Genomic DNA, 14,495 nt, shown 5'->3' with positions numbered 1-14,495 from the left:
TCCTTTGCCGCCGCCCTCAAAGTGATTGATATCTATCCGCGCAACCGGATAATTCGCGGCTTCGATCATCAAGCGGTATCTGAGCACTCAACCAATCTGCCATCTAAAAAGACAGAGCTAAACGGATTATGAAGGTATTAACAGTATTCGGGACACGCCCGGAGGCTATAAAAATGGCACCCCTAGCACTAAAGCTGGGGCGTGATGAGCGTTTTGATGCAAAGATCTGCGTAACAGCACAGCACCGGGAAATGCTGGATCAAGTCTTGCAGTTGTTTGAGCTCGTCCCCGACTACGACCTGGATCTGATGAAGCCGGGACAAGATTTAACCGACATTACCTCGGGAATACTTCAGGGCATGCGAGGAGTACTTGCAGAAACAAAGCCCGATATCGTCTTGGTTCACGGCGATACCGCGACAACATTCGCCACAACCCTCGCCGCTTACTACCAGCAGATACCCGTGGGACATGTGGAGGCAGGGCTTCGCACAGGCAATCTCTACTCCCCCTGGCCGGAGGAAGCCAACCGGAAATTAACCGCCACGCTTTCCGCGAAACATTTTGCGCCAACGGAAACTTCCAGAAAGAATCTGATCGCCGAAGGCATAGATCCGTCGAGCATATTTGTAACCGGAAACACTGTCATTGATGCACTGCTCGAAGTAGTTAAAAAGCTGGATACGGATAAAACCCTCACCACCGAACAGGAAAAACGGTTCTCATTCCTAGACAAAGAAAAGAAACTTATCCTGGTTACCGGCCACCGGAGGGAAAGTTTTGGTGCAGGGTTCGAGCGTATATGTCAGGCCCTGGCACAGGCAGCCCGAAGGCACCCGGATACTCAAATCGTCTACCCAGTACACTTGAATCCAAATGTCCGCGAACCCGTCAATCGACTGCTATCGAATATCGACAATATTCATTTGATAGAACCGCTTGATTACCTTCCCTTTGTCTATCTTATGAATCGGGCCAGTATTATCCTTACCGATTCCGGCGGCATTCAGGAAGAAGCGCCCTCTATTGGTAAACCGGTCTTGGTTATGCGCGACACCACGGAGAGGCCGGAAGCCGTCGCGGCGGGCACCGTCAAACTGGTGGGTACCGACACCGAGGTGATTACCCGGGAGCTCAATATCCTGCTGACAGATTCCGACGCTTACCGAACAATGAGCTTTGCCCACAATCCCTATGGGGATGGAACCGCGTGTGACCGTATCTTGCGTGCTCTGATCGGGGGCGGCTGACACTTGCCAGCAGACTATTGAGAAAACAGGATTTACACACCAACTGCGCGACTGACAGCCGCAGCCAATGAGCACACCCTCTATCACCCCCAACCACTGGACCAACCTCCACTGGGCGCTGGAGACGGATTCCATCGCCCGCTGCGCAGACCTTCCGTGGCTGCCGCGCCAGCGCCGGGAGGCGCTTTCGGCTTATTTCTCCCTCACCGAGACACGCACGCGCCTAGCACCACTGTTGGACGCAGCGCTGGCGCAGAGCGATGCACAGGGTAGAGGGATGCGGCTGGGCGATTATTTTGAAGACCTGTGGGCGTTCGCCTTTACCCATCACCCCGATTACCGACTGCGATGCCGCAACCTACCCTTGCGCACCGCGGACCGCACCCTGGGCGAGCTGGACTTCGTAGTACAACACTTGCCCAGCGGCGCCACCGAGCACTGGGAAATCGCAGTCAAATTCTATCTGCAAGTGGCGGACGAATACTGGGTCGGCCCCGGATTGCGGGATCGTCTGGACATCAAGCTGGCGCGCATGCGCGACCACCAGTTGCCATTGATACACCAGCCTCAAGCGCGGCAACTGTTGCGGCAACAGAAGATTCATATCGACCGCCAGTGGGCACTGATGCCGGGGCGACTGTTCCGTCCACTCGACGCGCGAAGAGCGCCTCAGCACGGAGAGCTGACTTTGGGCGGCAGTCCCTGTTGGTGGGCGGAGCTCGACGAGTTTCAACACCACTTTTGCCGACACTCCCTGCGCTGGGTTCAGCTTCCCAAGCGCGCCTGGTTGGCACCACTGCCCCCGGGTCTCACACCGGGCGACACCAGTGAGGCACTGGCGCAGAGACTTTGCGATACCAGCCCGCCTGCACCGCTTTGCGTCGCCGGGATAAGTGCTGCGGGGGAAACCGAACGCGGCTTTATTGTTCCGCATGGTTGGTTTGGAGCGGCATTACAGCAAGTGGACCAAGGAACCACTGATTAATAAGACGGGCTCCTGTATCTCTACCCCTTCTGGATCGTTTCCTACCCAAACAGGATTAATGATTGACAGAAATCGAATAAGGTTTAGAATTTTCAAAAATTTCTGAAAATACAGAACACTATGAAGTTATCCAGTCAGGCCCAGGCATTCATATTGCATTTTGGCGAAATGGGCAGCCGTTGGGGCTTTAATCGCACTGTCGGGCAGATGTTTGCCTTACTGACCATTCAGTCAGAACCCATGAATGCGGACCAGCTGGCACAGGCGCTAAAGATCAGCCGCGGCAATGTCAGCATGGGCCTAAAGGAGTTGCAGTCCTGGCGATTGGTGGAACTGCGACACCTGCCGGGAGACCGCAAGGATTACTTTACTGCCGCCGGCTCCATCTGGGATCTGGCGCGCACCGTGTTTGAGGAACGGCGCAAGCGGGAACTGGACCCGACACTGAGCCTGTTGCGCGAGTTGCTGTTGAACGCGCCGGAGGACAAACAGGAGGCCGAAGAGCAGAAAAAAATCCAGGAGGTTTACAACTTGCTGGAACTGCTGGACCGCTTCGCCAATACCCTGAGCAGACTGGAGCAGAAGGACCTGATCAAGCTGATGAAACTGGGTTCCGGTATCAGCAAGCTGCTCGAATTAAAAAATAAAGCCACCGGGGTACAAGGAGGCAAATCTACAGCGAAATGAGCCGGTGCGGTGCTCAGCACCGCAAATCCAGGTTGGATAGTAACTACTGTTATATGCAGAGGTTCTCATGTTAGACACCCTGATGCTGTCGAGGATACAGTTCGCAGCCAACGTCAGTTTTCACATTCTCTTTCCCACCCTCACCATCGCGCTCGGATGGTTCCTTTTGTTCTTCAAAGTGCGCTACGACAAAACCGGCAATCCGGTCTGGATGCGCGCCTACCGTTTCTGGGTCAAGGTATTCGCACTGACCTTCGCCATGGGCGTGGTCAGCGGTATTACCATGTCTTTCCAGTTCGGCACCAACTGGCCTGGATTTATGGAAAAAGTAGGCAATATCGCCGGCCCACTGCTGGGCTACGAGGTATTGACCGCGTTTTTCCTGGAAGCGACCTTCCTAGGCATCATGTTGTTCGGCAGCAAGCGTGTACCCAGTAAAGTGCACACCTTCTCCGCCCTGATGGTAGCCTTGGGCACCACCTTCTCCGCTTTTTGGATTCTCTCTCTGAACTCCTGGATGCAGACACCGGCGGGCTATGAAATTCGGGATGGCGTCGTTCACGCCACCGACTGGATGAAAGTGATCTTCAATCCCTCCTTCCCCTACCGCATGATCCATATGCTGTTGGCCTCCGGATTAACCGCGGCCTTTTTTGTCGCCGGCCTGTCCGCCTACCGCATTCTTAAAGGCGACCCAAAGCAGGCACCGCGGCTGGCACTCAAAACCGGCTTGGTATTGGCGGCAATACTGGCCCCACTGCAAGTTTTTGTCGGCGACCTGCACGGCCTCAATACCTTCGAACACCAGCCACAGAAAGTCGCCGCCATGGAGGGGATTTGGGAAACGGAACAAGGCGCGGCACTGAGGCTTTTCGCAATCCCCGATGAAGAGGCCCGCACCAATCATCTGGAAATCACCATACCCAAATTGGCGAGCCTGATACTCACCCACCACGCGGACGGTGAAGTCCCCGGCCTGAATGAATTCGGAGACGATCACCCACCGGTGAAGCCGCTCTTCTACGGCTTCCGCATTATGGTTGGCCTCGGCGTACTGATGCTGCTGGTGGCCTGGATTGGGTGTTACAACCTGTACCGGCGCGATCAACTGCCCGGCTGGCTACTGAAAACCACAGTGGCCATGACAGCCTCCGGCTGGCTGGCGACACTGGCTGGCTGGTATGTGACCGAAGTGGGCCGCCAACCGTGGCTGGTAACCGGGATACTCACAACCGCTGAAGCGGCGACACCGGTGGCACCGGCTAATGTCGGACTCTCCCTGACGCTCTACCTGGTGGTCTACGTCATTCTCCTCTGGGCTTATTTCCACACTCTGCGAGTCATGGCACTGAAATCTGTGAAAGTGGAGGAATTCGAGACCAAGGAACCCAACCCCGAAGGCAGTCTGACCAACCTATCCGACTCTAAACAGCAACCGACCCTAGAGTCCGCGCACGGAGGTAAAGCATGAGCACAAGTGCAATGACAGCAGCAGATTGGCTGCCAGTGGTTTTTATCGGCCTTATGGGCCTTGCGGTACTGGTCTATGCAATCCTCGATGGCTACGACCTGGGCGTCGGCATATTGCTGCCGATGCGCGCCCAGGACGAGCCGCAGCGGGACACCATGATTGCCTCTATTGGCCCCTTCTGGGACGCCAACGAAACTTGGCTGGTCCTGGGAGTCGGCCTGCTGTTGATCGCCTTCCCCACAGCCCACAGTTTGGTGCTCACCAACCTCTATATCCCCACGGCGATTATGTTGATCGGCCTGATTCTGCGCGGTGTATCCTTCGATTTTCGCGCCAAGGCCGCGGTGGACCACAAACTGGCCTGGGACAGGACATTTAAAGGTGGCTCCCTGCTTGTCAGCCTGACCCAGGGCTATATGCTGGGCCAGTATGTGATGGGATTTGACAGTAGCTGGCCGGCACAACTCTTCTCCATCCTGAGCGCCTTCGGCGTTACTGCGGCCTATGCCTATATCGGTGGCGCCTGGTTGATTATGAAAACCGAGGGTGAGTTGCAGGAGCGCGCCATCCGCTGGACGCGCCGCGCTGGCCGGGCAGCCTTCGTCGGTGTCGTGGCGGTATCCGCAGTCAACCCGATGGTGAACCCGGGTGTTTTTGACCGCTGGTTTGACTTCCCGCTGGTGATGTTCGTACTGCTGGTACCAATCATCTGCTTCTTTGCCTTCATCGCCAACGAAATCCTATTGCGACGCCTGCCAAAAGTGGACGACCGCCACTGCTGGTTACCCTTTATCAACGTGCTACTGGTCTTCCTGATGTGCTTCACCGGATTGGCTTTCAGCTTCTACCCGGAAATCGTGCCGGGCGAGCTGAATATCTGGCAGGCAGCAGCCGCCCCCGAGTCTCTGATGTTCGTTCTGGTCGGCGCGCTGATTGTGGTACCGGTGATCTTGATCTATACGATCTTTTCTTACCGGGTATTCCATGGCAAGGCCACGGATTTGCAATACCACTAAAGAGAAGCGCTGAGAGTGGTTTACGGCGCCGGACAAAGTCCGGCGCCTTTTTTTTCGATACTTTATTCGCAGGAAAAATATAACCAAATAATTTTTATGATTTAGTTCAAAAAACTTTGATTAGGGCGGAACTAAGCCACAAATCGGAAAAGTTGTACTTGCCCGTTATTGGTACGCAGTAAATAATTGGCGTCATCAAATGACAACTAATTTACACGGATGTGAAACGCTCAGCAGGCCACTCGCCTGCGGGCGTCCGTCAAGGGCGAAATAACATTGAACGAAATCGATCGGCGCTCAATGAAACGCGACACCACGAGGCCCCGCAAACCGCAGCGTAAAAACGGTCGCGAAAAGTACGAAAAACTGCTCGATGCATTGGAAACTCTGATCGTCGAACAGGACTCCTGCGAAATCACCCTCGCGAATCTCAGCCAGATGGCCGGCGTTCCCGCCGCATCGGTCTACCACTTTTTCCCCAGTGTGGACGCCAGTCTAACCGCCTTGGCTGAACGTCACTATAAGACCTTCAGTGAGGCCCTGGACAAGCACCCCCAACTGGGTCCGGCGGAAAGCTGGCAGGATCTGTTATTCGAGCTGTGCGATCTGGTCCGCTCTTACTACGAAATAAATCTACCAGCGTTGAAGGTGCATTTCGGTCCGCAATCCAACTGGGCCCTGCGCAATCTTCAGGCGGAAAATAATCTGCGCCTGGCGGATTCACTGCTCAAACGCATCTCGCAGGAATTCGAGCTGCCGGCCTCCCAGGATTGGCGAGAGAGATTCCTGCTGGCGATCACCATCAACGACTCCTTTTGGGCGCTTTCCTATTCCCGCTTCGGGTGTATTACCGAGGAGATCGCCGCGGAGGGCAAACGCGCCGCCGCTGCATATCTGAAGATGTATTTGGGCGAGCTGCTGGCGCGACGCCAGACCCGTACGCGACTGGCGATGACGCCGGCATAGAGAAGCGGGGCAGCGCTGATTGATTGGCTCGCCTAGCGCAAGCCCCCGCCAGTCTGGCGAGAAGCCCAGATAACGAGAAAGGCATTTCGAAACCGCCGGATACAGGGACGCATCCGGCGGTTTCGAAATGCCTTTCTTTTGCCCGTCATGTCAGCGGGAGACTCCCCCCTATTGCGAACAGTTTCTAGGCCACCAACTCTTGCAAGCGCTTGTTGCGCCTCTTCATACGCGCATTGTGACGCTTTTCCCTCCGGCGGTACCAGATATAGCCTCCCGTTACCGCAAGCAATAGCGGAGTCAGCCCGATCACGCACCAAAGTACGCGACTCGCCAAGCCGGCAAAATCACCAAAATGCAAACGGCGGTAACTGTCGATGATTTTAGCCCCCACCCCCGCTTCGCGGATATCAAAAGTGCCAATCAACTCACCGGAATTGGCATCGTAAGTGACACTGCTCGCATACTGGCTGAGCAGGGGGTTGTCTGTGTGTACATCCCCCCAGAAGGTGATATTGACTCCCGGTTCCCAGGGCAGCGAGATATAGGTGGCTTCGAACCCCTGTACCTGCTGCTGCGCCGCATCCTGCAGCGCCTGCAGGGAAAGGTCGTCACTATACAAGCGAGACTGCATCACATGGTGCTCCGCACCGTCGGCATGCTCTGCTATCTCGTGGGCAAAGTGGCTGATATTCCACCAGGCTCCGGTAAATCCCACAATCAACAATACTGGCGAGGCGATAACACCGACCATTTTGTGCAGGTCGCTGAAGTAAACAATCAGGCGGGATTTCCAGCGCAGGGTGAAAAAGTTTTTCCAAAACCTGCGGTGCAATATCAAGCCAGTGATCCCCAATAGACACAGCAGCACAGAAAAAATACTGGTCAACAACAGGCCCGGGTCATCCAGCAGCAGGGTGTAGTGAAGATCGAGCAGCCAGTCGGTGAAATAATGCGTCAGCCCGCGCGGCTCAGCCAGTATTGCACCTGAATACTGGTTCAAAAGCGCGTAGGACCATTCGCTGCTACCGCGCTGTATCAGATATACCTGGTCCGCACGTCCGGGGTCCTGAAACAGGTGCCAACCGACCACTTCATAGTCAGGAAAGCTCTGGTTGACATTGGCAAGTAGCCTGTCCAGTGACAAGCGTTCGCCAGCATCGGTGTCTACCCGCACCTTTTCCGCCATCAGCAGCGTGTCTATTTCGTGCTTAAAAACCAGAATACTGCCACTCACACAGATCACCAGCAGCGGCAAAAAAGCGGCCAAAGCCATCCAGCTGTGCAATTTGAATAAAATTTTATTCATGGGAAGTCAGAATCCGGAAAAACAAAAAAGGATGGCGGGGCCTATCAACCCACCATCCCAAAGCGCGCATACCATTTGCTATCAGTAACGCCAGCTGACCGATGCGCTGAAATTGCGCGGAGCGGCGTAAAAGGCCTGGTCCCAATAGAGACTGCTGATATATTTTTCGTCGGTCAGATTATTGGCATTCAGGGAGATTTCCAGGTTTTTATTGACCCGGTAGCTGGCAAAGGCACGGACTGTCGCGTAAGCATCCTGCTGCACGGTATATCCATCGCTGGTCGTGCGTTCTATATCGTCCTGCCAATTAAGCCCCGCCCCTAACTTCAAATTTTCCATCACTTGTGGCCTATAGCTGGCGAAGAGACGCACCATTTGTTGCGGGATATAAGCCCGGTCTAACTCACCATTTTGATCATCGATTTCCACATAGGCGTAGCTGAAATCCACTTGAAGTCCAGGGGCCAGCTGACCGCTCAGGGCCAGGTCGAACCCCTCGCTATCGTAATCCACGCCTTCGTACACCTGCACCGGCCCACCAGTCAACGGATCGGTAACCTCGCCGGCAGACTCGGCCACGTTTTTCTGCTCCGTTTGATAGTAGGCAATACTGGCCTGCAATTTTCCGTCGAAGAATTCCCCCTTGGCGCCCACCTCATTGTTAACACCTTCGGTCGGGTCCATATAAGTCAGATCTGCGGTCAGATCGTCCTGAGGCATAAATGTCTCAGTGCGGCTGATATAGAGCGAGTAATTATCACCGATGCGGTAGATCAAACCCGCGTAGGGCAGTACCTTGCCGGACTCCTCTGTGACCTTGCTGGTACCATATCCTTCGCCAACGCTTTTCCAATCCACAACACGGGCACCACCGATCAAAGACAGGTTGTCCATCAGATGGACACGGGTAGCGGCGAAATAGGCGCTCTGTTTATCCTCAAAATCACTTCCGCTGGGGTTGTCATCGAAGACCGGGCGCGCAATACCGGAACCGTCCCACTGACTGAAGTCGCCAATGGCGGGAAAACCGAGTTCGCCGTCGTACAGGGAAAGCTCCTCAACACTGCCTTTGGCCCAGTTGTAGCCGAACAGCAGATCGTGTTCGCGCCCGGCAAAGCTGTAGCTGCCGGATACGCGCAGATCGAATTGATCCCGGGTTTCATCCAGTGTGTAGGCACTCGGATAGCCGTAGAGTCCCTCCTCTGTTTCCGGGTCCGGAGTCCCGAACATATACAACAGCTCGCTGTCACCCTCGATTTCCGCATGGGTGTAGTAAGCCTTTGCCTCCCAGCCGTTGGCAAAGGTGTGCTTCAGCTCCGCGAAGACATCGGCTTCGGTGTTGTCCCAGTAGGCCCAGTCCGCCGAGGTGGTGGTGGATACGTTGTAGTCTGTGGGCGTGCCATCGGTGTAGTGCATAGGCAAGGCACCCCACAGCGGGCTGTCCGCATTACTGGTCTGATAGCTGGATCCCAGTGTCAGCACGGTGGACTGACCGAGATCCTTTTCCACTACCCCGTAGATGAGGGTTTTATCCATCGCGTAATCGTCGAGATAGGATTCCCTCTCCTCCTTGGCGACAACCAAACGGCCGCGCAGGCCCTCGGTCAGAGTGCCAGAAGCGTCCGCCTCCAGGCGCGCCTTGTCCCATGAGCCGGCCACGGCGTCGATAGACAACTGAAAGTCTTCTGTGGGGCGCTTACGTACCATATTAACGGTGGCGGAGGGGTTGCCGGCACCGGACATCAGACCGCTGGCGCCACGTACGATTTCAACGCGGTCATACAACGCCATATCGGTTTCGCCATCCAGATTACCGTAAGTGGCCGGAACGCCGACACCATCCACCTGGAAGTTGGTGACATCGAAACCGCGCGAACTGTAGTAAGTGCGGTCTGTTTCAACGCTCTCCACCTGGATACCGGGCACCGCGAGCAGGGCGTCATTGAGGCTGTTGAGCTCGAAGTCGTCCAGCTGTGTCCGGTTGATAACGGAAACGGACTGAGGTGTCTCCAGACTGGAAAGCCCCAAACCAGTGGCAGTGTCCATTTCCCCTGTCAGATAAGATTCGGAGACCTCACCTGTCACTTCCACGGTTTCGATCGCCTGATCCTCCTGGGCCAGGGTTCCGGTGTGAGTCAGGCTGAGCGCTATCGCCAGCAATGTGGGTTGTGCAGATAAACCAATTTTGCAAGCCACTATTCGTTTCCCCAGTCAATTTTGGGCGCATCATAGTGACCATCAAAACTAAATGCAAGTCATTATCATTTAGCTTTTATTAATTGTCCGCTAAGCCACCGCCCTCGCGGCACACTAAAATAGAAGCGCGGAAAGCCCACTTGCACAAACGGGAGATAGCGATATGCCAATAACCGCCCACACCTTAGAAAACGACTTTCCCGAATATGAAGAGAGCATTAGAAGACTGAAATCTGAGGACTTAACGTTTCTGAGCGAGAGCCGGGAATACGAGCGTTTGGACAAGGAAATCCGCGGCCTTCAAGACAGCGGCATCGGAACCGACGACGAACATTACAACAGTCTCAAAAAGCAGCGCGCCTACCTCAAACAGCACCTTTATCACCGCATCGCAAATTGCGACTGACCCTTGCGGCACCTCCGGGAAGGCGCTGCAAAGCCCGGGCGCCAGTTTGCAAGCTGGCGCCCGAGCAGAGGGGTACAGCGTTTTTTACCCTAGCGACTCTCAGCAATACACATAGCACGCGATCCCGCCAGGCATAAGCGCCACCGCTCTTACGATGGCACTTTTCTACAGACGAGGCTGGAACTTATCCGCGCGACTTCAGATGGCGGTCAAAGAATCGCGCAATCATCGTGTACATATGGATGCGCGTCGGCTTACCGCGCAGGCTGTGTTTTTTGCCCGGATAAGTCATCAGCTCAAACTGCTTGCCTTTATCCTGCATTGTCTTGATCAGTCTGGTGGTGTTGGTAAAGAGGACATTGTCATCCGCCATACCATGGTAGATCAGCAGCGGGCCTTTAAGACCATCCACATAGGGAAATACTGAAGAGGCCTGGTATTCTTCTCCATCGGTATTCGGATTACCCATATAGCGCTCGGTGTAATGGGTGTCGTAAAGGGTCCAATCGGTTACCGGCGCTCCGGACACGCCCGCCTTGAAGTAATCGCCGGCCTTGAACATGGTCATCAACGCCATATAGCCACCATAGCTGTGACCGTAAACGCCGATATTGTCACCATCCACATAGGGCAATGAACGCAGGAATTTCACCCCGGCAACCTGGTCATCCACTTCCACGGTTCCCATGCGTTTGTAAATGGGATTTTCAAAAGCGGTACCGCGGTGGGCTGAGCCCCTGTTATCCAGGGTAAAGACCACATAACCCTGCTGCGCCATATACTGATTAAATTCCCTATCCCAGCTATTGGTCACCAGCTGCGCATGGGGACCACCGTAAAGAAATACCAGAACAGGGTATTTTTTCTTGGCGTCGAAGCCCGCTGGTTTGTACAGGCGGTAATAGAGCTGGTGCCCCTCCGGCGCTTTGAAACTGCCGAACTCCGGAACTATCCAGTCCTTTTTGTAGGGATACAGTGGGTGGCCTTTTACCACCGCGTTCTCCTCCAGCCAGGTTATCCGTTCACCATCGGCACGGTGTAGGCTGACCTGGGGTGGTGTCGTAATGCTGGAGAATTTGTCGATATAGCCGGAAGCGTCCTTGGCAAATGCAATGCCGTGCATGCCGGCGCGCCGGGAAACTCTGCGCACGCCCTCTTTGCCGTTCAAGTCCACCGCGTAGAGATGACGCTCCAGCGGCGTATCCTTGCGGCCAGTGAAATACAGCAGCGCTCTCTCTTCATCCACCGCCGAGAGCTCATCCACGGCCCAGTCGCCTTCAGTGAGCTGCCGCAACAGTTTGCCCTTCAGATCGTAGAGATAGAGGTGCTTGTAGCCGTCGCGCTCAGAGGACCAGATAAAGCTGTCACTGTCTTTGAGAAAGTGCAGATCGTCGTGCAGATTGACCCAGGTATCGCTGGTTTCCGTAAGCAGTTTGCGGGTTTTACCGCTGGTGAGGTCATACAAGCGCAGTTCCAGTTTCTGCTGACTTCTGTTCTGCCATTGATAACTGAGCAAATCATCCCGCGCCCAGTCCACTCTGGGGATGTAGATATCCTCTTCTTTTCCCAGGTCTAACCAACGTGTTTTACCGGTATCGATATCGAGAAGGCCCAACTGGATTTTCACATTGGGGCGGCCTGCGGCCGGGTAGCGCTGCCGGATCATCTCGATGCGGTCCGCGTAGATCTCGCTGCGCACCACTTCATCCACCGGTGATTCGTCCACCCGCAAGTAGGCAATATGGCGTTCGTCCGGAGACCACCAATAGCCGGTCATGCGGTCCATTTCCTCCTGGGCGACAAATTCGGCCATGCCGTTTTTGATCGCTCCCCCGCCATCGCGGGTCAGTTGCCGCTCGCGACCGGTTTGCAGATCGACGATAAAAATATTCTGATCCCGGATAAAGGAAACATAGCGACCTTTTGGCGATACCCGCACATCGGTTTCAAATGCCTCTGTCTCTGTCAGGCGCTTCGCTGTGCCCCTTTCAAGATCGTAGTAGTACACATCGCCGGCGAGTGGGAACAGCAGGGACTTTCCGTTCTCTGACCAGGTGTACTCCATAATGCCGCTGCCGTAGATGCGCTGGCGCTCACGGCGCGCCTTCTCTTCATCGGACAGCTGCTCCTCTCCCTTGTGCAGGGAATCCGAATTCACCAGTATGCGGCTTTTGCCATCGGCGATGTTGTATTCCCACAGGTCGTAACGGTTGTAGTCCTCCTCGCGCCCTTTCAGAAAAGTCACGCGACTGCCATCCGGAGAATATTCGAGTGCCCGGGGCGAAGTACCGCTCAAGGCCGGATCAGAAAATATTCTTTCGATTGTAAGGGTTTCTCCAAAACATAGTCCGGAGAAAACACAACCGAACAATACAAATAGCCCTTTCTTCATATTGCGACTCTTATCGATGGTGTTTTATAGAGAGGGGCCAAAAAGCCTCTGATGCATTTACCCCAAAGCGTAAAAAACATGGCCAGGGTATATGCAAAAAATCCGAAGCTCCTCAGGCGACTGTTTGGGATTCTACGGCGCAGCCTCGACACAGCAAGTGGCATGGCGAAGATGCTGGATCGACGTTGCATTCTGTTGTGAAAGAGGATGGCATCGCGAAATGAATCCGGTTAACAGTTATTTACCTATCTTAACCCAACCAATTCGTTTCCCGTGGTCTTATCCTCACTGCAACAGAAAAGGTGAGAACCCAACGATGAAACGCTATATTCTGCTGGCGGCGGCCACTCTGGCGGCCGGTTGTAGCTCCACACCGGAAAAGCCACCGGTCTTCTCTGAGTCCCTGATTACCCATATCTCCGATCAGGGCAACCGCTTCTTTACCTACAAGGCTCAGCTGAGTGCGGATCAGGAGGGCGGCATGGGCGGTGGCCGCCGCGGAGGCAGAGGCGGAGGCCCGGGCGGTGGCATGGGCGGCGGACCGGGCGGTGGTGCCGGAGGCAAAGGCGGCGGCACTATGGCAAAGATGCGCGATAATACCCAGGAGGCTGCAATGGAACGCATGGAGGAACTTCTCGCGGAAACCGACTACTGCCCCAACGGCTGGTTTATCATCGAGAAGACCTTCGACCGCGGCTCCGCTGAAATCCGCGGTGAGTGCCGGGCTGCGTCCGGCTGATCAATACACACAGCGTGCGTTTATCAGCGATTCCTCAGCAGGTAATCTGCGTGAAAACGCAGGTGCTGTTCAATGAAGCTGGAGACGAAGAAGTAGCTGTGATCATAGCCAGCGTGGTATTCCATTGTTAGCGGATAACCACTTGCCTCGGCTGCGGCCTCCAGTGCGTGGGGCTTCAACTGTTCTTCCAGGTAGGGGTCCGATTCCCCCTGGGAGACCAGCACCGGCAACTTCCCGGGCGCCCGACGCAGCAGGTCGGCCGCATCGTAATCCTTCCAGCTGGACCTGTCGGCTCCCAGATAAGCATTGAACGCTTTCTCGCCCCAGGGGCAAGCCATCGGATTGCTAATGGGACTGAAAACAGAAATGGAAGTGTAACTCTGCGGATTGCGCAGCCCGATTACCAGGGCACCGTGGCCACCCATGGAGTGCCCGGCAATGCCCCTGCGCCCGCTGACGGGAAAGTTCCGTTCAATCAACGCCGGCAGCTCGTGCACAATATAGTCGTACATCCGGTAGTGCGCGCTCCAAGGTGCCTGTGTGGCATTCAGATAAAAACCGGCCCCCTGCCCCAAAGCGAAATCCGGATCGTCAGGCACCTGCCCACCCCGCGGACTGGTGTCCGGAATCACCAGTGCAATCCCGAGTTCCGCCGCAGCTCTTTGCGCCCCCGCTTTCACACTGAAGTTTTCGTCGGTGCAGGTGAGACCCGACAGCCAGTAGACCGCGGGGAAACGATGCCCTTTCTCCACTTCCGCCGCCTGCGGCAGAAAAATGGAAAAACGCATTTTGCAGTCGAGCACTTCCGACTGATGCGCAAACTGCTGTTGCAGGCCGTCGAAACATTTGGTGCTATTTAACCGTTCCAGATTCATAGTGTTACCCGTAGAGGTTCAGGCTGCGGTGGCGCTCGCCCCAGGACCTGGGGTCGAAGACGCTGTTAATGGATTGCGAAGGCATCGGGCGGGAATGAACGGACCCGGTCGGGAGTCACCGGCATTCCAAACCGCGGCGGCCCAGCAGCTGCTATTGGGTCGCTTTTACAAGAAGCTCTTGTTTCGCGTGAATCGCCAGCATAAAC

At 55.2% G+C, this 14,495-nt stretch carries 12 protein-coding genes; 8 read left to right on the top strand and 4 right to left on the bottom strand.

Translation table 11 applies throughout. From position 1 onward, the window contains the following. Nucleotides 1-173: 173 nt before the first annotated feature. The 6 genes from wecB (at nucleotide 174) to A3224_RS03500 (ending at nucleotide 6,375) form a co-directional block, all read left to right on the top strand. Nucleotides 174-1,250, top strand: coding sequence for a non-hydrolyzing UDP-N-acetylglucosamine 2-epimerase (wecB, locus tag A3224_RS03525; RefSeq protein ID WP_067151563.1), 1,077 nt, complete (start codon nucleotides 174-176; stop codon nucleotides 1,248-1,250). Between the two features lie 67 nt (nucleotides 1,251-1,317). Beyond that, complete coding sequence (locus A3224_RS03520; protein WP_067151561.1) at nucleotides 1,318-2,235, top strand: DUF1853 family protein; 918 nt, start codon at nucleotides 1,318-1,320, stop codon at nucleotides 2,233-2,235. A gap of 120 nt (nucleotides 2,236-2,355) precedes the next feature. Beyond that, on the top strand, nucleotides 2,356-2,922 hold the full coding sequence (locus tag A3224_RS03515) for a GbsR/MarR family transcriptional regulator (RefSeq protein ID WP_067151558.1): 567 nt from the start codon (nucleotides 2,356-2,358) through the stop codon (nucleotides 2,920-2,922). A gap of 67 nt (nucleotides 2,923-2,989) precedes the next feature. Beyond that, the gene (locus A3224_RS03510; protein ID WP_067151555.1) at nucleotides 2,990-4,393 is read left to right on the top strand and encodes a cytochrome ubiquinol oxidase subunit I; all 1,404 of its coding nucleotides are present in this window, start codon (nucleotides 2,990-2,992) and stop codon (nucleotides 4,391-4,393) included. Between the two features lie 11 nt (nucleotides 4,394-4,404). After that, entirely contained in the window at nucleotides 4,405-5,409 is a 1,005-nt protein-coding gene (cydB, locus tag A3224_RS03505; RefSeq protein ID WP_067157378.1) for a cytochrome d ubiquinol oxidase subunit II, read from the top strand. A 276-nt stretch (nucleotides 5,410-5,685) separates the two neighbouring features. After that, nucleotides 5,686-6,375: a TetR/AcrR family transcriptional regulator gene (locus A3224_RS03500; RefSeq protein WP_139223259.1), complete on the top strand. Its 690-nt coding sequence runs from the start codon at nucleotides 5,686-5,688 to the stop codon at nucleotides 6,373-6,375. 184 nt (nucleotides 6,376-6,559) lie between these two features. Here A3224_RS03500 and A3224_RS03495 read toward each other — a convergent pair whose 3' ends face one another. Together A3224_RS03495 and A3224_RS03490 are read right to left on the bottom strand one after the other, a co-directional pair. Then, complete coding sequence (locus tag A3224_RS03495) at nucleotides 6,560-7,681, bottom strand: PepSY-associated TM helix domain-containing protein (protein WP_067151549.1); 1,122 nt, start codon at nucleotides 7,679-7,681, stop codon at nucleotides 6,560-6,562. An 81-nt stretch (nucleotides 7,682-7,762) separates the two neighbouring features. Continuing rightward, the gene (locus tag A3224_RS03490; protein ID WP_139223258.1) at nucleotides 7,763-9,877 is read right to left on the bottom strand and encodes a TonB-dependent siderophore receptor; all 2,115 of its coding nucleotides are present in this window, start codon (nucleotides 9,875-9,877) and stop codon (nucleotides 7,763-7,765) included. Between the two features lie 163 nt (nucleotides 9,878-10,040). On the opposite strand from A3224_RS03490, the gene A3224_RS03485 reads away from it, so the two are divergent. Next, nucleotides 10,041-10,283: a YdcH family protein gene (locus tag A3224_RS03485; protein ID WP_067151544.1), complete on the top strand. Its 243-nt coding sequence runs from the start codon at nucleotides 10,041-10,043 to the stop codon at nucleotides 10,281-10,283. Between the two features lie 184 nt (nucleotides 10,284-10,467). On the opposite strand, the gene A3224_RS03480 is transcribed toward A3224_RS03485, so the two are convergent. Then, nucleotides 10,468-12,528, bottom strand: a complete 2,061-nt coding sequence (locus A3224_RS03480; protein WP_231902449.1) for a S9 family peptidase — start codon at nucleotides 12,526-12,528, stop codon at nucleotides 10,468-10,470. A 463-nt stretch (nucleotides 12,529-12,991) separates the two neighbouring features. On the opposite strand from A3224_RS03480, the gene A3224_RS03475 reads away from it, so the two are divergent. Continuing rightward, the gene (locus tag A3224_RS03475; protein ID WP_067151538.1) at nucleotides 12,992-13,414 is read left to right on the top strand and encodes a hypothetical protein; all 423 of its coding nucleotides are present in this window, start codon (nucleotides 12,992-12,994) and stop codon (nucleotides 13,412-13,414) included. A gap of 23 nt (nucleotides 13,415-13,437) precedes the next feature. Here A3224_RS03475 and fghA read toward each other — a convergent pair whose 3' ends face one another. Then, nucleotides 13,438-14,289: an S-formylglutathione hydrolase gene (gene fghA / locus A3224_RS03470; RefSeq protein WP_067151535.1), complete on the bottom strand. Its 852-nt coding sequence runs from the start codon at nucleotides 14,287-14,289 to the stop codon at nucleotides 13,438-13,440. Between the last annotated feature and the right edge of the window lie 206 nt (nucleotides 14,290-14,495).

Source organism: Microbulbifer thermotolerans (genome assembly GCF_001617625.1).
GTDB lineage: Bacteria > Pseudomonadota > Gammaproteobacteria > Pseudomonadales > Cellvibrionaceae > Microbulbifer > Microbulbifer thermotolerans.
The sequence above is the reverse complement of the archived record's forward strand: the minus strand, read 5'-3'. Positions and strand labels throughout refer to the sequence as shown.